Origin of the sequence: Bacillus sp. EB01 (genome assembly GCF_000613125.1) — a bacterium.
Taxonomy (GTDB): domain Bacteria; phylum Bacillota; class Bacilli; order Bacillales; family Cytobacillaceae; genus Bacillus_D.
The window spans coordinates 2,374,598-2,399,191 of record NZ_HG964497.1; the positions used below are offsets into that span (position 1 = coordinate 2,374,598).

At 40.8% G+C, this 24,594-nt stretch carries 24 protein-coding genes; 21 read left to right on the forward strand and 3 right to left on the reverse strand.

Going from position 1 to position 24,594, the window contains the following annotated elements:
- The first annotated feature begins 130 nt into the window (after nt 1-130).
- The 14 genes from TY16_RS10780 to TY16_RS10835 all read left to right on the forward strand — a co-directional run bounded on the left by TY16_RS10780 (nt 131) and on the right by TY16_RS10835 (nt 10,479).
- Nucleotides 131-1,495: an RNA-guided endonuclease TnpB family protein gene (locus TY16_RS10780; RefSeq protein ID WP_043931917.1), complete on the forward strand. Its 1,365-nt coding sequence runs from the start codon at nt 131-133 to the stop codon at nt 1,493-1,495.
- Nucleotides 1,496-1,547: 52 nt separating this feature from the next.
- Nucleotides 1,548-1,808 carry a hypothetical protein gene (locus TY16_RS10785; protein WP_043931919.1) on the forward strand — a complete coding sequence of 87 codons (261 nt, stop codon included), beginning with the start codon at nt 1,548-1,550 and terminating at the stop codon, nt 1,806-1,808.
- A 266-nt stretch (nt 1,809-2,074) separates the two neighbouring features.
- Entirely contained in the window at nt 2,075-2,212 is a 138-nt protein-coding gene (locus TY16_RS26165; RefSeq protein ID WP_155922212.1) for a hypothetical protein, read from the forward strand.
- Nucleotides 2,213-2,271: 59 nt separating this feature from the next.
- Nucleotides 2,272-3,297 carry a M28 family peptidase gene (locus TY16_RS10790; protein ID WP_231505599.1) on the forward strand — a complete coding sequence of 342 codons (1,026 nt, stop codon included), beginning with the start codon at nt 2,272-2,274 and terminating at the stop codon, nt 3,295-3,297.
- Complete coding sequence (locus TY16_RS26890) at nt 3,294-3,647, forward strand: hypothetical protein (protein ID WP_231505600.1); 354 nt, start codon at nt 3,294-3,296, stop codon at nt 3,645-3,647. Before TY16_RS10790 ends, TY16_RS26890 begins: the two co-directional genes overlap by 4 nt.
- A 215-nt stretch (nt 3,648-3,862) precedes the next feature.
- Complete coding sequence (locus tag TY16_RS10795) at nt 3,863-5,053, forward strand: class I SAM-dependent methyltransferase (RefSeq protein WP_043931920.1); 1,191 nt, start codon at nt 3,863-3,865, stop codon at nt 5,051-5,053.
- 19 nt (nt 5,054-5,072) lie between these two features.
- On the forward strand, nt 5,073-5,348 hold the full coding sequence (locus TY16_RS10800) for a hypothetical protein (RefSeq protein ID WP_043931921.1): 276 nt from the start codon (nt 5,073-5,075) through the stop codon (nt 5,346-5,348).
- A 256-nt stretch (nt 5,349-5,604) separates the two neighbouring features.
- Nucleotides 5,605-5,784 (forward strand): hypothetical protein, encoded by a 180-nt coding sequence (locus TY16_RS10805; protein WP_043931922.1) that lies wholly within the window; start codon nt 5,605-5,607, stop codon nt 5,782-5,784.
- 726 nt (nt 5,785-6,510) lie between these two features.
- A complete protein-coding gene (trxA, locus tag TY16_RS10810; RefSeq protein WP_043931923.1) occupies nt 6,511-6,825 on the forward strand; it encodes a thioredoxin in 315 nt (104 codons plus the stop codon).
- A gap of 251 nt (nt 6,826-7,076) precedes the next feature.
- A complete protein-coding gene (locus TY16_RS10815) occupies nt 7,077-7,595 on the forward strand; it encodes a DJ-1/PfpI family protein (RefSeq protein ID WP_043931925.1) in 519 nt (172 codons plus the stop codon).
- Between the two features lie 100 nt (nt 7,596-7,695).
- Complete coding sequence (locus tag TY16_RS10820) at nt 7,696-8,208, forward strand: type 1 glutamine amidotransferase domain-containing protein (protein ID WP_043931926.1); 513 nt, start codon at nt 7,696-7,698, stop codon at nt 8,206-8,208.
- A 100-nt stretch (nt 8,209-8,308) separates the two neighbouring features.
- A complete protein-coding gene (locus tag TY16_RS10825; RefSeq protein ID WP_043931928.1) occupies nt 8,309-9,025 on the forward strand; it encodes an SDR family oxidoreductase in 717 nt (238 codons plus the stop codon).
- Nucleotides 9,026-9,176: 151 nt separating this feature from the next.
- Nucleotides 9,177-10,073, forward strand: a complete 897-nt coding sequence (locus TY16_RS10830) for an aldo/keto reductase (RefSeq protein ID WP_081773132.1) — start codon at nt 9,177-9,179, stop codon at nt 10,071-10,073.
- 214 nt (nt 10,074-10,287) lie between these two features.
- Entirely contained in the window at nt 10,288-10,479 is a 192-nt protein-coding gene (locus tag TY16_RS10835; RefSeq protein WP_043931929.1) for a hypothetical protein, read from the forward strand.
- Nucleotides 10,480-10,877: 398 nt separating this feature from the next.
- Here TY16_RS10835 and TY16_RS26170 read toward each other — a convergent pair whose 3' ends face one another.
- Complete coding sequence (locus TY16_RS26170) at nt 10,878-11,024, reverse strand: hypothetical protein (RefSeq protein WP_155922213.1); 147 nt, start codon at nt 11,022-11,024, stop codon at nt 10,878-10,880.
- 421 nt (nt 11,025-11,445) lie between these two features.
- Entirely contained in the window at nt 11,446-11,970 is a 525-nt protein-coding gene (locus tag TY16_RS10840) for a CBO0543 family protein (RefSeq protein ID WP_043931931.1), read from the reverse strand.
- 549 nt (nt 11,971-12,519) lie between these two features.
- Here TY16_RS10840 and TY16_RS10845 point away from each other — a divergent pair.
- Nucleotides 12,520-16,698, forward strand: coding sequence for a S8 family serine peptidase (locus tag TY16_RS10845; RefSeq protein ID WP_052342679.1), 4,179 nt, complete (start codon nt 12,520-12,522; stop codon nt 16,696-16,698).
- Between the two features lie 263 nt (nt 16,699-16,961).
- Nucleotides 16,962-18,182, forward strand: coding sequence for an aminotransferase-like domain-containing protein (locus tag TY16_RS10850; protein WP_043931932.1), 1,221 nt, complete (start codon nt 16,962-16,964; stop codon nt 18,180-18,182).
- Between the two features lie 148 nt (nt 18,183-18,330).
- On the opposite strand, the gene TY16_RS10855 is transcribed toward TY16_RS10850, so the two are convergent.
- Nucleotides 18,331-18,576: a hypothetical protein gene (locus TY16_RS10855; protein ID WP_043931933.1), complete on the reverse strand. Its 246-nt coding sequence runs from the start codon at nt 18,574-18,576 to the stop codon at nt 18,331-18,333.
- A gap of 827 nt (nt 18,577-19,403) precedes the next feature.
- Here TY16_RS10855 and TY16_RS10860 point away from each other — a divergent pair.
- From TY16_RS10860 to TY16_RS10880, 5 genes are all read left to right on the forward strand, one after another.
- The gene (locus TY16_RS10860; protein ID WP_043931935.1) at nt 19,404-20,111 is read left to right on the forward strand and encodes a DNA alkylation repair protein; all 708 of its coding nucleotides are present in this window, start codon (nt 19,404-19,406) and stop codon (nt 20,109-20,111) included.
- Between the two features lie 159 nt (nt 20,112-20,270).
- Nucleotides 20,271-21,305 (forward strand): ABC transporter permease, encoded by a 1,035-nt coding sequence (locus TY16_RS10865; protein ID WP_043931936.1) that lies wholly within the window; start codon nt 20,271-20,273, stop codon nt 21,303-21,305.
- Between the two features lie 5 nt (nt 21,306-21,310).
- Nucleotides 21,311-21,988 (forward strand): ABC transporter ATP-binding protein, encoded by a 678-nt coding sequence (locus TY16_RS10870; RefSeq protein WP_043931937.1) that lies wholly within the window; start codon nt 21,311-21,313, stop codon nt 21,986-21,988.
- Nucleotides 21,989-22,015: 27 nt separating this feature from the next.
- On the forward strand, nt 22,016-22,696 hold the full coding sequence (locus TY16_RS10875) for a response regulator transcription factor (protein WP_043931938.1): 681 nt from the start codon (nt 22,016-22,018) through the stop codon (nt 22,694-22,696).
- Complete coding sequence (locus tag TY16_RS10880; protein ID WP_043931939.1) at nt 22,693-24,078, forward strand: sensor histidine kinase; 1,386 nt, start codon at nt 22,693-22,695, stop codon at nt 24,076-24,078. Before TY16_RS10875 ends, TY16_RS10880 begins: the two co-directional genes overlap by 4 nt.
- Nucleotides 24,079-24,594: the final 516 nt, after the last annotated feature.

The following is a 24,594-nucleotide window of genomic DNA, read 5'->3' on the forward strand; positions in this document are numbered from 1 at the left end:
ATGAGTAGTTTAAATAATGCGTCTATTCTTCTTGTATGGAGTCATTTTTATCCTCTTCCTCATTTTCGATTAAACTAAATAATGGTATAATATTCCTATGAATACACCTTCAAGAAAGGAGGGTTCTGGGATGAAGCAGGCGAAAACCTTGCGATATAAAATCACCAATCATTCCCGTCTCTTTGATACCACAGTAGAGATTTATAACCAGGCTCTTCGTTTTCTGATTGATGTCATAGACAGGGAGTTTCCTAACTTTGATGGCATCTCGACGAAAAGCATGGTCACTCTTGTCGAAAAGTTTATTCACCGCACCTCGCAGAATCCTCAACCAAAATATCCTGAATTCAACCACGCGTTTTATAAGTTCCCATCTTACTTCCGGCGTTCCGCAATCGCCATGGCTTTTGGAAAAGTAAAAAGCTACCGTTCATTACTTCAAAATTGGCACCAGGAAAAAGAACTGGCTCATCAAGAAGGAAAGACTTTTAAAAAGAATCCGCCCTCCTTAACTCTAGACCACCATGAATTTCCCGTCTTTTATAAAGGAAATATGTTCGAACGGACTGGTGATTGCACAGCCCGTATTAAGGTATTTTATCAAAATGATTGGGTATGGATGGACATTCAGTTTAAAGGACAAGACCTTTACAAGCGGGATGTATGGGATTGGAAGGAATGCAACCCAAAACTGGTCAGGGTGGGTAAAAAATACTTTTTAAGCATCTCGTATGAGAAGGAAATTAAGCTGAATAAAACGAAAACCAAGGACCGAATTGTATGTTCTGTGGACTTAGGGCTTACTAATTCGGCTGTTTGTTCCATCATCGACGCAAACGGAACTGTCCTGGCTCGGAAGTTTATTGACCAAGCCAAAGAAAAAGACCGGTTGTATCGATTGACGAACAAACTAAAAAAGGCACAGCGAAAGTCAGGGAGGATAGGAGCACCGAACTTTTGGAGAAGAATCCGTGGATTGCAAACCCATATCGTTCGTGACACAAGCCATAACATTGTTGAGTTTGCCAAACAACATGATGCGGACGTCATCGTATTTGAGTACCTGCAGAAGATGAAAGTCCCAAAAGGATTCTACGGAGCCAGGCGGCTGCGCTTCAAACTCCACTACTGGCGGAAAACGGCCATTCAAAACAAAGTAACCGAGATGGCTCATTATAACGGGATCCGTATATCCCGTATCAACGCCCGCAATACGAGTGCATTAGCCTTCGATGGAAGCGGATTTGTCTCCCGGAACCAAAAGAAAGACCTGGCCACTTTCACCACAGGCAAAGTCTATCATGCAGACCTTTCTGCTTCCTACAATATCGGTGCAAGGTACTTTATTCGGGAACTCACAAAACCCTTTTCAGAAATGGAAAGGTTGTCCCTTCAGGCAAAAGTCCCTGAATTGGCAAAAAGGACATGGCAGACTTTGGCTTTATTAATTAGTCTTCACTCGGCGTATGAGACAAAAGCTTTGTCTCACAGCTAGGCATAGACTGTATTTAAGTCAAATGAAGCACCTTCCAAGTGCGGAGCATTTGGTGGGTGAGGTTCACCCGGGAACAATCAGATTACAACTTATCCCCCAGCAAATTTATAATGCGAATGTTTACCTCTGCAACAGTGCTCTGTTCCTTGCCGAGGCATCACAAAAAACACTAGAAAAGCTTTCAGGCGACGAGGCGCTTTTGCCGAAATACAGTACATCATCCCTCTATAAAACAATCAATCGAAACAACCATTATCTGCGGGAAACGGCTTATACAATAAGAGAGAATGGATTATCAAGCAGGGTTCGCTAGAGGAGGCCAGATCTTCCTTATTAAAAATAAGACGAGAGCGCCCCGATACGATCATTCTTGATTTAGCTGACAATAACATCATGAATTATTATGGCCAGGAAAAAAGGTTGAACTCAAATCAAGCTAACATGCTACGGTATTTTTTCATCCATAGCAGTAAAAACAGACCGGTTGTAAAAAGAGATTTCAGACCAATATTCTCAAATTCTCAATTAGACGAGATACCCAACAATACGTTTGTACAGCGAATCCGAAGACTGATTAGGATGCTTGAAGACGAAGGCATAAATCCAAATATTATCACGACAATTTCCTGGTATGACCAAACGGCCTATTACTTTGATCAAAGCGTTGATTTCATTATTCTCCAGCGCAGTGACCAGACCTTCATCCTCGACCGATGACAGGGGTGTCATCTCCCACATCATATACTGATGTTACAACCACAAGGGAGATGATGTATATGAAAAACTGGAATCAACTTTTTGTAAGGCATGGGTGGCTGCTTTGGGAAGTAGGAGCAAATAAATTTTCATCGGTAAATGAAACTGAAGGGAATATCAAATTCCTGCTTGAATCTCTTGAAGCAGCGCAAATCTCATTTACCTTTGAAAAAGGAGTCATCTCTGTCCTTTCCAGTCCAGTATCAGAAGATAGTTGGATTGAAATTCTTGATTACCGAGGAAGAGGAAGGGGCGAGGGATTATGGTTCCGGCCAGGTGTGGAAGAACCAAAGGTAAGGGAGCTTGATACGTATATTGCAGGGATTGTCAGGCAGCTATACAGGCTCGGTTTCATCACTACGTATTCATGCGACGGCCATAAAAAACGTTCGGCCTCTATCGGAATCCAAAACAATAAGGAACAATTGCTGGAACTGCTCCTAGCACTAGGCATGAACCGGGTTTTCACCCGGGATACTAGAGACAGCTTTGTACTATCATTACCACTTAAACGCGATGAACTTTTGGACCTTGCCGAGGGGCTAAGCACAATCAAACCAGCCTGGATGGAAAAAGGGTATGAGTTTATCCAAGAACAATTATTCAATAATCTTCTTGAAAAATTATTATCCATCCCTGGCAAAAGCGAAAGGGAAGGTCGCATCCGTGATTTTGTTAAAAAAACGCTGTCTCCGTATGTGGATCGAATCACGGTGGACCACTATGGGAACATCCTTGCTGAAAAAACCTATAAAAACGGGAATGGACCAGTGATTCTCGTCAATAGCCATTTAGATACAGTTGAAGAAATTGAACCAGGCCGGGCAATCATTAAGAAAGACTGCATATGGTCAAGCAGCAAGGGCATCCTTGGCGCGGATGACCGGGCTGGTATTGCAGTCTTGCTTACACTTGCCAAAGAACTGCCAAAAACAAATTTCAACGGCAAGGTTAAATTTATCTTTACTGTTAAGGAGGAAATCGGATCCGAGGAGCCAGCAATGTTGATGAGTATTTTCTGTGGGGAACGGATGCGGCAATCGTGATAGACCGAAGAGGAACGGGAGACATAGTCACTTCCTGTGGCGGACACATTCCTTTCTGTGACGAGCAATACGGCATCCTCTTTGAGAAAGCAGCTGAAGATGCAGGCCTCACAGGCTGGAACTGCACCTCAGGTGGAAGCAGTGACACTAGAATATGGGCTGAAAAAGGCATTCAAAGTGTCAATCTTTCTGCAGGATACAACTATGAACATACCAGCCAGGAAATCCTGGATGTAAAAGCTTGCAGGAATACTCTTAAGTTAGTACTTTCGTTTTTCAATAACAGCAGGGAATTACAGCGGACACTTAGGACTATCAGTATCAAAGAAGGGATAGCTCTTTTAGGATGAGTCAAATTTTACAAGCCTTCGATTGGGAAGGCTTTTTTTTTATATTTCAACGGGTATTTTTCCGGATAGATAGGCTCTCCTTGCTGCAAAACCGCTTGGAAGTGCCAGACAGGCCGTTTTTTTGTAAATGGAAATTACTGTTTTTCTATTAACGATTTTTCTTCTGTATAATGGTTGGTAGATATAATTTTTTTGTAATGAATGAGGAGAGAGAAATGATAACAGCAGAGAAAGAACAACTGGTAGATAACTATTTTAATAAATTATTTATAGAAGCAAGTCCCAACAGGGAAGCGTTTTGGGAGAATCTTAATGGCAAACACCCTGACCTGGCTGCAACACTCCACCATCGAATGGATGAACGGACACGGGAGAATCAGCAGGAAATTTATTTTGCAAAAAATGCGAATCTTGATTTTGGACTGGGTGTCGCAGGATTATTAGCTGATTTCTATAAGAAGTACCTCTCATGGTTTGCACTGTTACAGTACCCGCAGCCCGGGAGGATGCTCGATATTGGCTGTGACAATGGTATTTTAACGTGTTTCTATGCTTCTCTTTATCCAGAAACTGAAGTTATAGGAATAGATATAAATGAAGCGGGGATTAGTTGTGCGAATGCGTTGGCTCAGCGGCTGGATCTGAAAAACGTGAAGTTTATCAAGATGGAATTTGACGAAATAAACGACCACTTCCCGAAGGGTTATTTTGATCTTGTTACCTCGGTCCGTGTCATGCATGAAGTGATGGGAACGATAGCTTCGCCGAAATACTGGTCATTGACAGAATACCTGGAAATGCTGCCTATTAACTCGGATCCGGGGTTTTTGGAAATAATCAGATGGGTACTGTCTGAAGAAGGAAACTATATTTTCTGTGAACGGCTCGAAAACCCGGCAGCTGTCGGTCAGTGGGCTAACCTTTTAAACCTGTCCGGAATGCACTTAAATTGGGACTCATCAGATTTCATCGAGTTTCATGAAACCGGCACTCATAAAAAGGACCCTGTCATGGTCGCTGGCAAAAAAAATATTAAACTCTCAACATTACAGGGACTCCGGGCTTTATATACTAGGGACCTAGAAATGGATTTTAAAAACGGCGGTTCCTACCGAAGTGTTGCCGCTGAACTGATATTTGATGAATTTGAGCCGAAGGAATTCGTTTTAGGTAAATTGCTCGCCTTCGATAGCAACTGGTATAAATTCAGATATGAAATCTGGAGCACAGAAGAATACTATCTTGTTTATGCTTCCGGCAACATGGGCTACAGAAAACTTGAAATCCTGCCGACCAAATCAATGGAAGAAGCCAAGGAAAAGCTGCAGGAGCTGCTAGACATGTATATCCAACATGGTCAGGTATACGACTATTCGTCATTGATTGAACGCGGAATGCTTGAATAATAGTTTTGGAGAGTTTTACATGGTAGGAGTTAAGAATATCAACGGGACTAAAGCTTACAGATTTACATTTAGCAACTTTCCCTTTGAACCTCAGAAGAAATCCTATAAAGCAACCATCAAGTATAAGAATATCGATGTGAACATGTTGATCGTTATGCATATTGATAAAGATCTTTTCGAATCAGTTGGATTCAATATTACTGAGGAAGAACACGATATTCAAATATCCACAAAAGGAAAAAAAGAAAAGGATCAAGCTATCCTTACAATTGAACGTCGACCAGGGAGACATTGATTTTTCTGTTGAAAGAAAAGGATTCTTTAAGCTAAAGTGCAAGCCTCACCGGCAGGCTGGAAGGAGTATTACAAACTAAAAAAAAGTGTGGAGAAAACGGACCTGGAAAAGCTTTCCCAAATGAAAGTGCCAGTCAAGGTTTATCTTGGTGGGGGAGTTTCGACTAAATAATGAATTCTTTTGGGTTTGCGATTTCCCATGTTATCGGCCATGTTGAGGAGTGTGTACTCTTGATACAATTGGAAGAGAAAACGTCTTGGAAGATGCGAAATCCATCGCTCGAAATGAAGCAATGAATACCGATGCAGATCCTCAGTCGCTTGTGATTGTCGATATCGAGGACGTACCGCTAGCCTATTTGCCAGGGAATCCAACACGGGGCTGCGTCAAAGCAGTTGGAGATTTAGCTGCTTTCGAAAAACTCGAATTAGTATAATCATAGAAACAGTCTCCAGGTGAACGGCCTGGTGGCTGTTTCTTTTTTAATTTGCTTTAATGATGCATACAGGCCTGAGTTGAACCCAAGACCATTTATACATTCTCCTGGCATAAAGGGTGCCTGCACTCTTGAACTTCATGTTTGATATGAACGAAACGGGAAGGGATAATAGATCCTGGTCGCAACCGAATTTGACAGCTGGTTAAAAAATAGAACCAAATAAAGTGAGTGAAATATCCTCCTCAATCAGATTTATCGGAAATATCACGACCTCAAAAATACCGTCGCAGGTGAAATTGGAGGCATTAGCAGAGTCAGATGCTTTCGTATATTATCATAAACAAAATAAACAAAAATCTGCTTCAAGTGAAAAACGCAAAATGCGAAAAGAACTTTTCATCGGTGTATTCCCACTATAGTGGAATTTGAGAATATCGAGTTACTTTTTCTTGACTTCATAAACTGCAAATATTAATATTACAGTTATTCCTTTTGAACAGGAAGCAATCAATTTGAAAGTGGCTTTTAATAGTTTAGATTGTTAGGGACATTTACCAGCCCATTGCTTTGTAATGTCTAAACTGTAAACTATCTTATTACAGTACGTTTTATAAAAAACAAACTGTAATTTTTCATCATATTAAAAGGAGGAAATTTTGTTTTTTTCGTAAACATTAAAAAATACTTTTTTAAAATTATAAGAATGAATTGGAGGATATAATAATGGCTATCTCACACGTAACAGATAAAACATTTAGCACTGAAATTAAAGAGGGATTAGTTTTAGTGGATTTTTGGGCACCGTGGTGTGGTCCTTGTAAAATGATTGCACCTGTATTGGAGGAAATCGATGGTGAAATGGGTGACAAAGTTAGCATTATCAAGCTTAATGTAGATGAAAACGCAGGAACAGCAGGAAAATTTGGAGTCATGAGCATTCCAACATTGATTCTTTTCAAAGACGGAGTGGCTGTAGATAAGGTTATCGGGTTCAATCCAAAAGAAGCTTTGACAGAAATAATTTCAAAGCATATGTAATAAAGACTTTTTAAAAAGAGGATGAATCTATATCTGAACATACAAAAAAGTATTTGATATAACATTCTCATTGCTGACCTTTCCCGATTGCACTTTGGAAGTTCTCCAGCTAATGCTTTTCTCAATTCACTGGAACTTGCACAGCTCGCAGAAATTGTTTTAGCTGCAATTGTTAACAGCCACAGGTAAAAATACGAATACATGAAAAAGTGTTATCAAATAATCTTTTTCTTTTTGAGGAGGAAAAAATAATGAGTAAAAAAGCACTCTTAATAATACCGCCAGAACGTTTTAATGAAGATGAGTTATTCAAACCAAAAGAAGAGCTTGAAAATGCAGGAGTCGAAGTAACCATTGCTAGCACCGTGACAGGTGAAATTACTGGTGACTATGATGGGAAAGCAACTTCTTCTGTTATCTTTTCAGACGTATCGCCCACAGAATTTGATGTTGTTTCGGTAATTGGAGGATCTGGTACAAATGATCATCTATGGGGAAATCAAGAATTACAAGACTTTTTGAAGCAAGCTTACAATGAGAAAGTTCTTGTAACAGGAATTTGTGCAGGGGCTGTTACAGTTGCTAAAACTGGTTTGCTTTCTGGAAGAGAAGCAACTTGCTATCCACTAGATGTTCAAAAGAACGAATTGATAGCTGTTAACGTTAAATATGTTGAACAACACGTTGTTGCCTATGGTGATATTATTACTGGCGATGGTCCACAAGGTGCGAAAGAATTTGGAAAAGCCCTTGTTAAAGCATTGCGCTAGTTCTACATTTTAGTTGGATAGAGTGTGGTTCGGAAGTAATTTCGAACCCGCCGCTTTTGTGAGAATAATAAGTTATTGTGATTGAAGGAGGGTTTTTAGTTTGGGCAAAAAAATTGCTGCACTTATCACCAATTTATTTGAGGACGTTGAATTTACAGATCCTGCAGAAGCATTCAAAGAAGCTGGTCATCAAGTAGTTACAATTGATAAACATGCAGGAAATGAAGTAACTGGTAAAAAAGGCGCAACCGTAATAATTGATAAAGCCATAGATGAGGTTAATCCTGCAGACTTTGATGCTTTGCTTATTCCAGGTGGTTTCTCCCCTGATTTACTACGTGAAGATGACCGCTTTGGTCAATTCGCAAAAGAATTTATCCAAGAAGGTAAACCTGTTTTCGCAATTTGCCATGGACCACAAGTATTGATCGATACAGACCTATTAAAAGGTGTCGACATAACTGGTTTCAAATCTATTCGTAATGATTTAAAAAATGCAGGGGCTAACTATAAAGATGAAGAAGTTGTGGTAAGCAAAAATATTGTGACCAGCCGTTTTCCAGATGATATCCCGGCATTCAATCGTGAAGCGCTAAAACTCTTAGCAAAATAATATAATGAAGCGTTGTTTTATATTATTTTGACTAAAAGTAGTATGTAATATTGTTTTCAGATACAACCTAAAAAAGAATTTTTTAAGGAGGATTTATACAATGTCATTAAAAGGAAAACGTGTGGTCGTAATTGGAGGTACTTCTGGTATCGGATTATCCGCAGCAAAGGCATTTCTAGATGAATCTGCTCAAGTCATTATTGCCAGTCGTTCTGATGCAAAACTATCGGAGGCAAAGAATGTACTTGGTGGTAATGTGGAAGCATACAATATTGATTTTCGCAGTGAAGAGAAACTAGCTGACTTTTTTAAAATGGTAGGGAATTTTGATCACCTTGTTGTTACGGCGGGTGAAGGTGCAATGGGTCATTTTAGTGACTTACCTGTTGCGGATGTTAGAGAAGCGTTTGATAGTAAGTTTTGGGGGCAATACTTAACCGTTCGTGCTGCTATTCCGTACTTAAATAATACCAGTTCTATCACATTGACCTCTGGTGTTTATGGAATCCGTCCACCACAAGGGGCAAGTACACTTGCTTCGATCAATTCAGCGATTGATGGATTGGTCAGGGGGCTTTCAGTAGACCTAGCCCCTATACGGGTAAATGTTGTTTCACCTGGTATCGTAGACACCCCGCTCTACGGAGGGATGCCTGACGAGCAAAGACAAAATTTATACAGCAATATTGCGCAGCAACTACCTGTTAATCGCGTGGCACAACCCGAAGACATTGCTGAGGCCTACGTGTACTTAGTGAAAAATGGTTTTACAACTGGTACTTCTCTTCTTATTGATGGCGGGGCTCACTTGGTGTAAGTGAGCATTATAATGTTATTTTTGTGGCTATACTACAACAATGTATAGCCACATTTTTTTTAAAACAATAATCCAATTTTTTAATATATGATAGTGATTGAAGATTTGCAGTTCAAGTAAAACAAGGTGAGATATGAAAGGAATGATGAAAATGAGTTTACGTGACCATGAAAAAATATTGATTAAGCATTCACTTGAAAAACGTGTAGTAACTTTACCCGATGGAACCTTTCTTCCAAGCATTGGTCAAGGAACATGGTACATGGGAGAAAATCCTCAATCGAAAAACAAAGAAATCAAAGCTTTGCAACTTGGAATAGAACTGGGAATGAAGCTAATCGATACGGCTGAAATGTACGGAAATGGCGATTCCGAACGTTTAGTTGGTGAGGTAATCAAGGGGCGTAGAGATAAAGTTTTTTTAGTATCGAAAGTATATCCTCATCATTCCGGGTTAGATTTGATTGAAAGCGCATGTGAAAATAGTCTAAAACGACTAGGAACAGATCACCTTGATTTGTATCTTTTACACTGGAGAGGTCGTGTTCCTTTGGCAGAAACGATTGAAGGAATGGAGAGACTGCGCAGAGATGGTAAAATTGTAAGATGGGGAGTTTCTAATTTTGATACGGATGAAATGAAAGAGTTGTGGGATACCGCTAACGGAAAAAAATGTATGACAAATCAGGTCTTATATCATCTAGGTTCTAGAGGAATTGATTATAATCTCATACCATGGCATCATGTACATAACATGCCAATTATGGCCTATAGTCCCCTGGCCCAGGGAGGGACCTTAAGAAGACAATTACTTAGCGATCCAACCATCATTGAAATTGCAGAAAAATACAATGTGCAGCCATTACAAATTGCTCTTGCGTGGACCATTCGTTCAAACAACGTAATTGCTATCCCAAAAGCTGTTAAGGAAGAACATGTTTTAGCCAATGCTCAAGCTGCTACTATTCAATTGACCATAGAAGATTTGAACAGACTTGACGAGGTATTTCCAAAACCAACAAGAAAAATACCTTTGGATATTATATAAAAATGAATTGTGACAAAGGATTTGTACTCTTTGCCTAGGAGAACCTGTCAATGTCCCTTCTCAAGCTCTGATTTGTCAACAGAGTTCTATAGTACATTTTTTCACATGCTTTCCCCTTTTGGCTCCTCCAATTATATCCAATTGCACGAAGTGTTTTAATATAAACTGATTTGACCTTTTTTAAATATATAAAACAGAAGAAGTCTTCACAATCATGATCAATTCTCCGGGGAATGAGGTTTTTTACAAAGCGGAAATGGAAAAGTGCCCTTTCCTGAGGATTAAAAAAGGGGAGGAATTCCTTGCTGTCAGCGGCTTTCATTTCTATGATACTCATCAAGTGGAAGCAGGGAATATCGTGACCAGGCCAGGCTGCAGGGGAAAGGGACTGCTGGCAAAAAACTGACCAGTAAGATTACTCGCCTTGGAAAGAAGCTTTCCCCGTTTATCTATTTGCCGTCATGGCCGATAACCTGCCTGCTGTACGAGTTATGATAAAAGTTATACCGAAGCAAGAAGGGTATGTAGGGGGATTGTGTAGGATTCTTGTTATTGGGATATTCGGGCCGACCATCCAGGGTAAAGGTGCTTGGGATACGCGCGTATTCCTGCAGAGGATTCCTATATCATTTATTAGTGGGAACTGTTTAAAGTATCGATCTTAAGTTAAAAGAAAATGGCGCTAATTTAATTTCTATCTCCTTAAACCAGAGAGTGGAAAACCCCAATTCCTTACGCGAAAAGGCTGACCCACTTGGATCAACCTTTTTCTTTCCTATGTTTAGGATGTTTTATCGAGAAGAATTATTCTTTGTTGTTTTCGGATTCATCCTTATTTGCTATCCCTGCTCTTTTTTTATACAAATCAATTTCCTCTGCGACTTCCTTTTTAATGCGGTCCATGTCTTCGTTGGCCTTCTCCATTGGATCTTGCTTTTTGTTGTCTGCCATTGGTTATCACTCCATTTCTAATGATTGAATTTTTCCATCTTCATTTTTCCTTTTCCCCCTTTTAGATTCTGTAAAGCCGAAAATACCTTCCTTTATTTAGATATGTTAAGGTTTATTTTTTAGTAAAATCTTTAGGAGGGATTAGGCTGCATTGACAGTTTCCTTTTTGGAAGAAGAAATTTCCAACCGGGAAATGAAATAAGCGTCTTAATGATTCAGGTTTCTCTGGTAAAACAGGATTAATAAGTCTGACTTTAAAAATTTTATCATGGCTCCTCCAATTAATCGTACTTAACAACAGTATGCTTGATGGCTTAGTTCGAGCTAATGATTTCTTAAATATATCTCTACACTTGCTTAAACCATTTATGTAAGAATGTTTCCTAAAGACCTGATACTATTTCCATCCTGTAAGTTTCACTTAATTAAATACCCAGGAGGGAACGTCGAACTGTAGTAACAGAAAAAGTAGAAATACCAAGGAAATTATCCATGATAATAAGGGGTTACCCATATGAAGTTTTAAAACTGAAAACATAACCAGGTTGAAAAGAATTGACCATCCTATATTCCAGCCCCTATGGTGTTCAATTAAATTTAGAAATTCTAAGTTAATAAATTCTATACTGGTATAAATTGCAACCCAAAGTAAAAACCAGCCTATTTTTTTAAAAAGAGAATCGGGGAATTTACCGAGGTAGATAAGCAAGGTTGATGAATAGGCGAAAGTGATAATTAGTAAGTCAATAATCAAGTGTCCGAATAATATTCTGCTGCCAAAAATGGTTTCTTTATAAGTCCAGAAAGAGTAATCATGCAATAGGGCATTTTTAAAAAGTTCACCGCCAACAAAGAATAGCCATGTAGGGTAATACTTTTGCCAATTTTTCCAATCCCCCCATTTAAAAGCTGCTAAAACGAACAAAAAATTTAAAAGGAAATGCATTAAATAAAACCCCTTATCAATTATAACGGTAGGTTTTCCCAAAAATTCTTTACACATACAAATGATATAGGCTCTAATAAATTTTAGTTCTGTTCATTTTGGAGAACTCCTATGGCTGGCTGCTATTGGTGGCTTTTAGGAAATCGAAAGGACGTTGAATTGTCCGAAACGAAATAAAAGCCTAAAGAGGTGCCTAAAGGAAAGAATAGCGGTTACGCTTAGTGACTTGCCAAATTAGTCATGTTCATGTACTGGACTAGTAACTTTTCAGCGTTTTCATGGTCATATAACTATGATTCTGCTAGCTATTTATTACTATTTTTCAAATGAAGGAGTAGTAGGGGTCTGACCCAGACTCGAGGTGTGTGTACAAAGAAAAATTGCATAGCAGTAAATTTGAGGGTGGTTAATAACCACTCTTTTTTCATCCGAAAAATTTCCCAATACGATTTATGAAAAAATGGTCCTAAATACTCAGAATATTATAATTATTTCTGATACAATCTAGGAATATATTACAAAATTTCTAGAAAATTAGGGGGCCGTGTTTTGAAAAGAGGGGTTAAACGTCTAGCATTCTTGTTGTCTGCAATTATCATGGTGATCAGTACATTTTTACCGCCAGCTGCTTCTGCAACAAATGGGGGAGGAAGTTCGGACCAAAATGTCCCAACTGCTTCTGTAAACAAAATCGACAGCAAGGTTTATGAACAGCTCGGAAAAACGGATGAGGGATCCTTTATCGTCACGCTTCGTGACCAGGTTGATACCGCAGCCGTAACGAAGGAAGCGAAGAGAACGGCAAATGGAAAAAGTGCTACTGCTCAGCAAAAAAAGCATATTGTCCGTTCCGAGGTGCTAACAGAACTCAAAGCGAATGCCCATCAAAAGCAAGGCAAGGTTCTCGATGTGCTGGGACAGGAAAAACAAAAGGGCAAGGTTAAAAAATTCAAATCCTACTATATTATTAACGCGGTTACCTTTACTGGTACGAAGGAAGCTGTTGAGAAAATCGCTTCTATGAAAGAAGTAGAAAAAATATATGTAGATGAAGTCAGGCAATTGAATCCTGAAGTAGAGGCTGCTCAAAATGAGGCTGATGCGAATATTGAGTGGAACGTGAACCAGGTCGGTGCTCCGGATGCCTGGAAGGCGGGAATTGACGGAACCGGGACTGTGGTCGCGAGCATTGATTCCGGCGTTCAATGGGATCACCCGGCTTTGAAGGAAAAATATCGAGGCTATAATGCAACCGAGGGAACTGTTGACCATCAATATAGTTTCTTTGATGCCGTAAGTGGACAAGCAGCTGGCTATGATGACAATGGCCACGGCACCCACGTAACCGGAACCATGGTCGGAAGCGAGCCGAATGGAAAGAACCAAATTGGCGTAGCACCGGGAGCAAAATGGATTGCGGCCAAAGCGTTTAACGGACAAGGCCAAGGAGCAGATTCCGATCTATTGGAGGCTGCCCAGTGGATTTTGGCTCCTGGCGGCCGGGTTGACATGGCTCCTGATGTTGTCAACAATTCATGGAGCGGCGGTTCGGGTATTGATGAATGGTTTATCGAAATTGTTCGTACATGGAGAGCCTATGATATTTTCCCGGTTTTTGCTGCGGGAAATGCTTCACTCCTGAGACCGAACGGACCAGGAACGATTGCAAGCCCTGCTAATTATCCAGAGTCTTTTGCCGTCGGGGCAACCGATGATGATAACGAAATGGGTGAATTTTCATTCCAGGGCCCATCTCCATATGGTGAAATTAAGCCGGACGTTACCGCACCGGGAGTGAACATCCGCTCCGCAGTTCCTGGCAGCGGCTATGAAGACGGATGGGATGGAACCTCGATGGCGTCACCGCATGTATCTGCAGCAGCAGCCTTGCTCAGGCAGGCTAATGCAAGCTTGACAGTGGATGAAATCGAGCAAATTTTAATCGAGACAGCAACTCCATTAACTGATGCTACCTATCCTAAATCTCCAAATAACGGATATGGCCACGGACTTCTGAATGTGTTTGATGCGGTTCTGTCCGTTACTGTCGGTATGGGAACAATCAAAGGGAATGTGACGATTGAAGGAGAAGACGCGGAGAATCCGGTATTCGAACATACACCAGTCACTGAGGCTGCTGAAGGAATGCAAATCGATTTGTCCATCCTCGCCAGAGACAATGTCAGTGTTGAGTCCGTAGCCTTAAAGTATAAGATGAACGATGGCGAATGGAAGACGATTCAAGCTGAACGGATTTCAGGAAACTATTTATCTGGAGATTATTTTGCAAGTATACCCGCAGGAGTAACAGAAGCGGGGACATTGACGTATCAATGGGTCATAACTGACTTCGTCGGAAATTCTGTTACAACAGAGGAGTATAACGTAACCGTGTCGGAAGGTCTGACTGTCGGCTACTTTGAAGATTTCGAAAAAGAGCCTGTCGGCTGGGAACTTGTCGCTCAAAGCTCAACAACGAACTGGGAGTGGGGAATCCCTACATCCGGACCGAACAGTGCCGCGTCCGGTCAGAAAGTTTATGCCACTAAATTGGCCGGAAACTATACGAATGGAATGCGTGAAATGATTGTTATGCCTTCGATTGTTGTTCCGGAAGGTAAATCATATTTGCAGTTTAAGCAATGGCACAGCTTTGAAGTTTCTGCTTCTACTGGCACGGCTTATGATTATGGATATGTCATGGCATCTCAAAATGGCCGGGATTGGAAGGCGCTATTAATGGTGAAGGGAAATTCGAATAGCTGGGTGAATGCCGAGGTCGATTTATCGGCTTTTGCAGGACAGGGACTCTATATTGCCTTTTATGCATTCTCCGACTCCAGTACGACGAGGCCGGGTTGGTATATTGACGATGTTGCTTTATCCGCCGATTCGATTATGGCAGGCACCAGCAGCGCTTCCTCGATTGCTTTTGAACTGAAAACGGGTGGGGTTGCTAACACTGAGGAAGAAGAAGTAGATCCTCCAACGTTATTACCGCTTCAGGCTTATGTCAGTGTTGCAGAAACTGGGAGGGCTGCCGCGACAAATCCGCAAAATGGCAGCTATGGCCTTAGCCATCCTGCAGGGGAATACACAGTTGTGGCGGAATCCTATGGCTATCATCCGCAATCAAAGACAGTTCAAGTTTCGGATGATCAGGACACAGTCACTGATTTTACGCTAGAAGAGAAGCAGAATGGCACCATATCCGGTGTCGTTACAAATAAGATGACAGGTGAACCAATCGAAGGAGCAAAAGTTTACCTGGTGGAGGATGCGAATATCGAGCCAGCTGTATCGGGCGCAGATGGATCGTTCGAATTCACAGCTTTCGAAGGCAGCTACACGCTGAAGGTTTCTCATCCGATGCATTACCCTAACGACGCAGCTATTTCATTGGCTCCAAATGGCGAGACTGCGCAAAATCTTTCAATGGATCCGATTTTGGGCTATTCCGAAACGATCGCCTATGATGATGGAACAGCGGAATCATTGAATTATATGCATACTGAAGGCAATGGCTGGGCTGTCAAAATGACGCTTGCTGAAGGTGAAACGAGAGGCGTCTTGACAGGCGGTTTATACAAATTTGACGGTGGCACTCGTCCTGACCCAGGAGGTACGGAATTCCTTGTCGAAGTATATGATGCGACTGGTCCAAATGGGTCTCCAGGCAAAAAACTCGCCGGACCTTTTGAGGCGAAGGCTATCCGTTCTCATACTGAGTGGTCGCATGTGGATTTAAGCGGCGAAGAAGTTGTCGTTCTAGGAGACTTTTACCTGGCGTATGTTCAAAAGAATCCATTCCCGTACATTCCTGCTATTAATAAAGATACGAATGGCGCATGGTCGGGCAGAAGCTACTCCTATATTGATGGAGTCTGGAAACAAACCGTTAAATCTGACGGGAACTATATGATTCGCGCGGTTATATCGTACGATGAGGCCGTACCCGAAATTACCTCTCCATCCACTAACTCGTTTACAGCGAATGGAGCCGTAAAGGTAGAAGGTGAGGCACAGCCTAATACAGCAGTTCATCTATACAATAATGGTGTGGAAGCAGCGGTTGTCACTTCTACGGAGGAGGGGCGGTTTGCTGCAGATGTTCCTTTAACCGACGGAAAAAATAGTCTAACAGCGAAAGCAGTCCAAGGTTCAGGAATGACCAGAGCGTCGAATCCGGTAACGGTCATCGTTGACAAGACTAAACCGGTTGTTTCTGTCGAGTCACCAGCGGACGGAGCCCAATTCAATACAACAACCGTTTCTGTAAAAGGAACGGTGCAGGATCAATACCTTGATTCTGTTACAGTTAATGGGGTTAAAGCGACCGTTATCGATGGAGTCTTTGAAGCTAAACTTACGCTGGAGCAGGGCGACACTATTATTTCGGTTTTAGCGAAAGATTTGGCAGGCAATGAAACAACTGCGAACGTTAATGTAAAAGTAGATTCAATTGCTCCGGATATTATCATTCAATCGCCAATTGAGGGAGAAACGACACACAAGAAATCAGTAACTGTCCTAGGGCAAGTGGCCGATGCAAACCTTGCCTTTGTCAGGGTAAACGGCAAAGAAATCGGTGTGAAGAATGGTGTATTTAGTACAAATGTTACTTTAGAATCCGGTGAAAACATCATCCAGATTTGGTCTAAAGATACGTTTGGAAACGAAACATGGAAACAAGTAAAAGTCATTTATGCAAGCAAAGGCGGCAAATAATAATAGATGCCATTAACAATAGGATTGCCCGGAAAAATGGGGCAGTCCTATTGTTTTGCTTGCTTTAAAGGCTGTTATTATGTTTAATTTTTCGTTTTAGTTCGTAGAAATAAGCTATGAAGAAAATAACAGAAACATAGAAAGGTTCAATAAAAAACATCAAATTATATCAATATGTTATAATAGTATGGTAATATAACTATTATAAATAAACGGAATATTTGAACAACAGAGATCACAAACATGAAAAGAGATGTTTATAAATGAAAAGTAAATTTGCTGATAGAACTCATCTAGTACAACCTACTGAGACGCGAGAAATATTAAAAGTAACAGCAAGACCAGAGGTTATCTCTTTTGCAGGTGGCCTGCCAGCTCCCGAGTTGTTTCCTGTAGATGCTATAAAGGATGTATGTAATGCAGTTTTGATTGAGGAAGGTGCAGCTTCACTACAATATAGTACCACTGAAGGTTACACCCCATTAAGGGATGCTATTGGTCAAAGAATGAAACGTATTGGGATCAACGCTCCTGTTGAAGATATAATAATCACATCAGGGTCCCAGCAAGCCATTGACCTTACTGGAAGATTGTTCATCAATGAGGGAGATATTATTATTTGTGAAAGCCCAACTTATCTCGCGGCAATTAATGCATTCAAGTCATACAATCCCCAATTTGTTGAAGTAGATATGGATGATGAGGGTATGGTCATGGAGGAGCTGGAGAAAAAGCTCCAACAACATCCTAACGCAAAATTTATCTACACGATTCCGGATTTTCATAATCCTACAGGCCGCACATTAAAGCTCGAAAGACGAAAGAAAATGGTTGAGCTGGCCAATCAATATGATGTACTCATTGTAGAGGATAATCCATATGGCGCTATTCGATTTGCAGGAGAGGCACTCCCGCCTGTGAAACACTTTGACACAGAGGGCAGAGTCATTTATTTGAGTACCTTCTCGAAAATTTTTGCTCCGGGTCTTCGACTTGGATGGATTTGTGCGGATGCAACTTTCATTGAACAGTACATTGCCTTTAAGCAAACAGCAGACTTGCATACTGATAGTTTTGCTCAAAGAATCACAGCTAAATATTTGGAGCTTTATGATATTGAAGAACACATAAATAAGATCAAAGCTGTTTATAAAGAAAGATGCACTGCAATGTTAGCTTCTATTGAAGAGTTTTTCCCGAAGAATTTGAATTACAGCAAACCAGAAGGCGGCTTGTTTATTTGGGTTGAGCTTCCAGAGTCTGTAGATGCCAGGGAATTATTCGCTGAATGCTTGGAAAATAATGTAGCGTTTGTTCCCGGTGGGGCATTCTATGCGAATGGAACAAAGAAAAATGCATTACGTTTAAATTACTCGAATATGCCAATAGACAAAATCAATGAAGGAATAAAGCGTATAGGAGAAGTGCTGCATCGTGAATTAGAGGAAGAGAACACTCTTATTCCGGCTGCCAATCTTGCTTGAAGCTGATAAAACACCAAAAAAATTCAATAACTAGCATAGTGTTTGCAATTAATAACAACATTCAACTCCTTATAAACCATGAGAAAAGATGCAAATTCAAAAAACCTGAAGACCCTAACAGGACTTCAGGTTTTCCTTATGTATGGAATTAAATTAACTGGAGCCAATGTTCCACTTGCTTGCCGGCTTCGGGATGGACGGCTTTCAAAGGTTCCACCAGGATTTCTGCTTTCTGATGCTTGAGTTCTCTTGCCAATTCAGGCAAGTTATCGATCAGGCCAAATTCAACGAGGTTCTGCATTGTATTCATCCGGAAAAAATCGGTCTCCCATGTGTTGAAAATAAATGTATCCATCAGCATTTCTACCATGATATCCAACTCGTACTCTCTCAAGATCACAAACTCCCTTCATCCGTATTAGTTGCATTATCCGACAAATTTCGGCTAATGGCAACACAGAACTAATTGTCAGAGATGGGCGTAGTACATTATTACATTATATTCCATACTTTACAGATGTTTATGATAGAATAGGATAGTTAAATATCGACAGTGGAAACCCTTTTTTGAGGAGGTGTTTTCGTGTCTCGAATACATATAAACCCCTGAACAGCTCCATTTACGGCGGTGGAAATGTTGTGATGAGACTGTCCCAAACACATTCCAGGAATGAAGTAAGAGAGAATTCTCTTAGTCTTAGTTGAAAGAAATAAAATTAATTTGATACAGATTATATTGTTCAAGTTAAAAGGCATACTTATCTTAGCGTCAATTGTAGGTTGGATCATTCCCCTGTATTCCATCTATTACTCAATCAAATACCATGAATTTACCGTTTCCAACACGCTTATGTTGCTGTTGGTTTCATTCCTTTTTTGCGTACTAGGGGGATTCATTGTTAACAAGGATCCTGATGTTTTAAGCAACACAGGCAATAATCTTTTGGAATACTTTTGAGTCTTCTATTTGCAATTTGTTTCGGTTTGTTTGCTTGGTTTGTTTCATTTGTAACGTTAAAAAAGATTGATTTGACTGCCGAGAAGAAAGGGATAGAAAGTAAAAACAGGAATCACACTTAATTATCCAAGTCCATGTTCAAACCATTCCTTGAATTCAGAGATTTTTTCGGATTTGTTTGGATTCGTTTTACAAAAAGTGATTATTAAGACATACTCCAAATTATAAAGAGAAAAATTCTAATTAAAGGGTTGTGCTATACAATGAATTTAGAAACTGTTATGCAGGAACTTGAAGCACTTGGTAAAGAACGAATGAAAAAGATGTACATATCCAATGGGGCACATGAGCCGCTTTTTGGCGTGGCTACAGGCGCTATGAAGCCAATCGCCAAAAAAATAAAAATAAATCAACCTTTGGCTGAAGAGCTATATGCAACGGGGAACTACGATGCTATGTATTTTGCGGGTATCATTGCCGATCCAAACGCAATGACTGAGTCTGATTATGATCGATGGATGGATGCGGCGTATTTTTACATGCTTTCCGATTATGTAGTGGCCGTAACTTTGTCAGAGTCAGAAATTGCCCAAGAGGTAGCTGATAAATGGATCGCAAGCGGAGAAGAGTTAAGGATGTCAGCGGGCTGGAGCTGCTACTGCTGGCTTTTAGGGAATCGAAAAGACGTTGAGTTCTCCGAAACGAAGATTTCCTCTATGCTGGATACTGTGAGAAATACGATTCACGATTCGCCGGAAAGAACAAAATCCGCCATGAATAATTTCATATACACGGTGGGAACTTCATATTTACCGCTCCATGAAAAAGCAGTCGAGACCTCATTGGCAGTAGGTATAGTAGAAATAAAGCGTGACAATAAAAAAAGCAGTCACTTAAACGCCTACGAAAATATTCAAAAACAAATCGAGAAAGGAAAGATTGGTTTTAAACGAAAGTATGTAAGATGTTAAAACATATAGGTTTGCGAAACTTCAAAGTGAGTGTGTAATTATTGACCTCGGCGAAAAGCCGAGGTTTTTTGATTTAAGTAAAAATTTGTTGGCTGTTCATCCTCCGTTCATATTGGCTTTGTACACTATGTGTGTAGAAAGAAGATTGGAGGGTTTGTGATGAATCTTGGTTTGAAGGAAATGAGGAAGAATAAGGCGCGGTATTTGATTTTGGGATCGATTGTGTTACTTGTCAGTTTGCTGACATTCATTATATCGGGGTTGGCCAATGGACTCTCCTATGATAATGCCGCCATGGTCAAGAATCTGCCTGACGGGCATTTCTATTTGGATGAGGATGCAGAGGAATCTTATAATCTATCTAAGATTGATTCCCAAGTTCAAAAGGAAGTCATGGAAATGGAGAAAGATGCTGCGGCACTTTCGATACAAATGGGTTTTCTGAATGATCATGCAGACAATCAGTACAGCGTCGCGTTCGTCGCTTCAACTAATTCAGAAATGTTCGAGAATGTTGGGACTGGTGAAGTTATACTCGACAGTTCACTTATAGAAAAAGGGATAAAGAAAGGCGATAGATTGACAAGCGACCTGTATGATGGCGAATTAATTGTAAAGGGCTTTGCTGAGGGTAAGAAATTCAGCCATGCACCTGTCGCGTTTATCCCTGTTGAAGCTTTTCAGGAAATGTACCGGACCGAAACGATGCAAATGCTATTCATTCCAGGTGAAGGAGAGACTATGAATGCAGATACATTAGAGTCGTTTACGAAGGATGAATTCCTGAATACGATTCCCAGTTATAAAGCCGAACAGTTGTCGCTTAATATGATTGTTGTCTTTTTAATCGTGATTAGCGGGATGTTGTTCGCAATTTTCTTCTATATGATGAATGTCCAAAAGCTGGGGTTGTATGGCATCCTGAAGGCAATTGGGGTCAAGACGAGCACCTTGTTCCGGATGATGTGGACGCAGATGATTGTAATTACCGCTGTTTCACTTGGCATTTCAATAACAATCAGCGTTCTCTTTAGTAAAGCAGCTCCAGAAGGCTTGCCGTTCCATTTGCCGGCAAATTCAATCTTCCAGCTGGCAATTGTTTTTGTCGTCATCAGCTTTATCGGTTCTACACTTTCAGGGCTGCAAATCAAGAAAGTTGGACCATTGCAAGCCATCCAGCAAGGAGAGGTGTAAACATTATGGAACTAATAAAATTTGATGAAATTAAGAAAACCTTTACGAATGGCCAAGTGAATGAAGAAATTCTTAAAGGGATCAATCTTTCGCTGAAGGAAGGGGAAGTAACCGCCCTGGTTGGCTCGTCCGGCTCGGGCAAAAGTACTCTTCTCACGATTGCGGCGGGACTTCAATATGCTTCAGATGGCAAGGTTATTTTTGAAGGGAAAGATATGAATAAAATGACTCCCGAGCAAATCCGGTCAATTAGGGCAACACAGTTTGGCTTTGTATTTCAAGCTGCCCATCTTGTTCCATTCCTTACCGTCGAAGAACAGCTGCTGCTGATGCTCGAAGTTGCTGAATCCAGGCTGCCGAAGCTGGTACGGAAACGTGAGGTGGCAGTCATGCTAAAATTGACAGGGATGGAGCACCGAAAAAATTCATATCCATCTTCTTTATCGGGAGGCGAGAAGCAGCGAGTGGCCATCGCCAGGGCGCTGATTCATAAACCAAAGGTGCTGTTTGCCGATGAACCGACGGCAAGCCTCGACTCAAAACGGTCAAAGGATGTGATGGCCCTGATCCGGGATTTGACGAAGACCTTGAATATTACAACCTTTTTTGTTACACATGATGAAGAGATGCTTGTATTTGCCGACCGCATTATTAAGATGGCGGATGGCAAGCTTATCGAATAGAAACCAATCTGGCAGGGAGTCAAACTTATGCCCACACTATTGATCGTTGATGATGATGAGAATATATTGAATCTGCTGCAAATTCATTTATCGGCTGAGGGCTACACGGTCATTCGGGCAAAGGATGGCTTCGAGGCACTGGAAGTTCTTCAGAAAAAGCCTTGCGATCTGGCAGTGGTAGATGTAATGATGCCGTTCATGGATGGCTTTGCACTCACAAAGGAAGTTCGGAAGCGCTTCGAGATTCCGGTTATCCTTTTAACCGCGAAGAACCAGTTAGAGGATAAGGAACAGGGCTTTCTGGCCGGAACGGATGACTATCTTGTAAAGCCGTTTGAGCCGAAGGAATTGAGCTTCCGAATCAAGGCTTTATTAAGGCGTTATGCCAAGTCGTCAGAAGAGGGCACCATTCATCTTGAGCATATGACGATTGATAGAAACAGCTATGAAGTCCGAATAGGAGAGAGGACGCTGCTATTGCCGCTGAAGGAATTTGAGTTATTATATTTCCTTCTTTCAAATCCAAAGCAGGTATTTTCACGGGAGCAGCTTATTGAAACAATCTGGGGTATCGACTACGAAGGTGATGAGCGGACCGTGGATGTGCATATAAAGCGTCTCCGGGAGCGGTTCGCCGGCATGAGCGAAGATTTTGAATTTAAGACGATTCGCGGGATTGGCTATTTGTTGGAGGTCAAGCGGAAATGAGGACGCTTTATGTAAAATTCATCGTTATGACAGCGTCTATCATGGTGATTAGCTTTCTCCTTAGTTTCTTGATTTCAAACGCCTATTATCAGCAAGAGTTAAAACCATCCAATGACGCGAAAAATACGGCGATTGCCAAAAACATAGCTGCCTTTACTGAAAAGCATCCCAGCATGAATCTCGATGAGTATTTTGAGAACATTGCTGCTGTCGGCTACCAGATTTATCTGATTAACAGTGATGGGATTGATGGGAGTGATCAGTTTTATGGTGAGCCTTTCAGGGATAAAAGCCTTCCTTATTCTATAATCAAGGAAGTTCAGAATGGCACTGTTTATCATGGAATTCGAGACTTTCCGCATCAAACATTCGTGACCGGCTTTTTTGCAAATGAATTGAGGAATACGATTGGAGTACCTTTAACGCATAATGGTGAGAATTACGCACTGTTCATTAGGCCGGACATTAAGCTTCTTTTCAACGAGATGCACATCTTATTCGGCTGGATTCTCGCTTTATCGATTGGATTGAGTATGTTGATGGTGATTGTCAGTACGAAATATCTGGTTAAACCGATTACCAGTCTGACGAAGGCCACCCGGCTCTTGGCAAAAGGGGAGTACGATGTCCAGATTGAAACAGCGCCGAAAGATGAATTGGGTGAGCTTTCCCGCAGCTTTTTGAAAATGGTCCGAAAACTGGAGAAATCCGAGAACACGCGGAAGGAATTCATTTCGAATATTTCGCATGATATTCAGTCATCACTCTCTAATATAAAGGGATATACGAACCTTTTGGAAAATGAAAAAGTGAGTGCCGAGGAAAGAAGCCAATATGTTTCGGTTATCCATGAAGAAATTAATCGGCTATCGTCGCTAACAAAACAATTACTACTTTTAGCGTCGCTGGACCGTAACGATGACATTATGAAAAAGGGACTATTCAATGTTGGGCAGCAAATCCAGGTTTTGATTAAAAGCTATCAGTGGGTAATCGGCGAGAAGGAATTGATGCTTGAGTATTCGCTGCCGGATACAACTATTTTTGGAGACGCATCATTGCTTAATACGGTGTGGGATAATCTCCTTTCTAACGCGATTAAATATACAAATCCTGGCGGAAAGATTGAAATAAAACTTACGAAAATCGATAACTCACTTTTCATTACTTTCGAGGATAGCGGTATCGGATTGAAGGACACTGAACAAGAAAGGATTTTCGACCGATTTTACCGGGCAGACCTGTCGAGGAACAGGTCAGTGGAAGGTACCGGATTGGGACTGTCCATCGCAGCAACGATCGTAAAGTTACACGATGGCCGTATTAGTGTGAAAAGTAGAGAAGCAGAGGGGACGACATTCACTGTCGAGCTGCCCTTATAGAAATAGAATATTGGCCCATAAAAAAACAGTGTGATTTCACATTTGAAATCATACTGTTTTTTGCATTTTTTAAAATAAGTCCATTGCATTGAAATGAAAGAAGAAGTGATAGATTTGAAAAATGAATTGGCGGAAGTATTTTTAAGAGAGGTTTTTGGATAAACCAATGGGCTTAATCGTAAAGGGAATCGAAAATAACGTCGATTCCTAACAAGTAGAGGAGAGCCAGTTGGGAAATATTTTTAATATTTGTAATATTCTATAAACCATTTTAGAATAAACACTAAGGTAAGTAGAATCTATTAATATTTTATTGAGGCATCATATTTAACATAGCAAACTTCCGATGCAAGATTGTTTAATTGCAAATTAGAAAATGATAGTGTGTCAATTTTTTATAGGTTGTTGTCCGACTAATGGCTATGGTTTATGGCATTAAGGGGGGTGATTAACCAAGGTAAGGCATTTCGCTATGAATGGAGGCGATAAAGGAGCTAATACGAAAATAGAAATGAC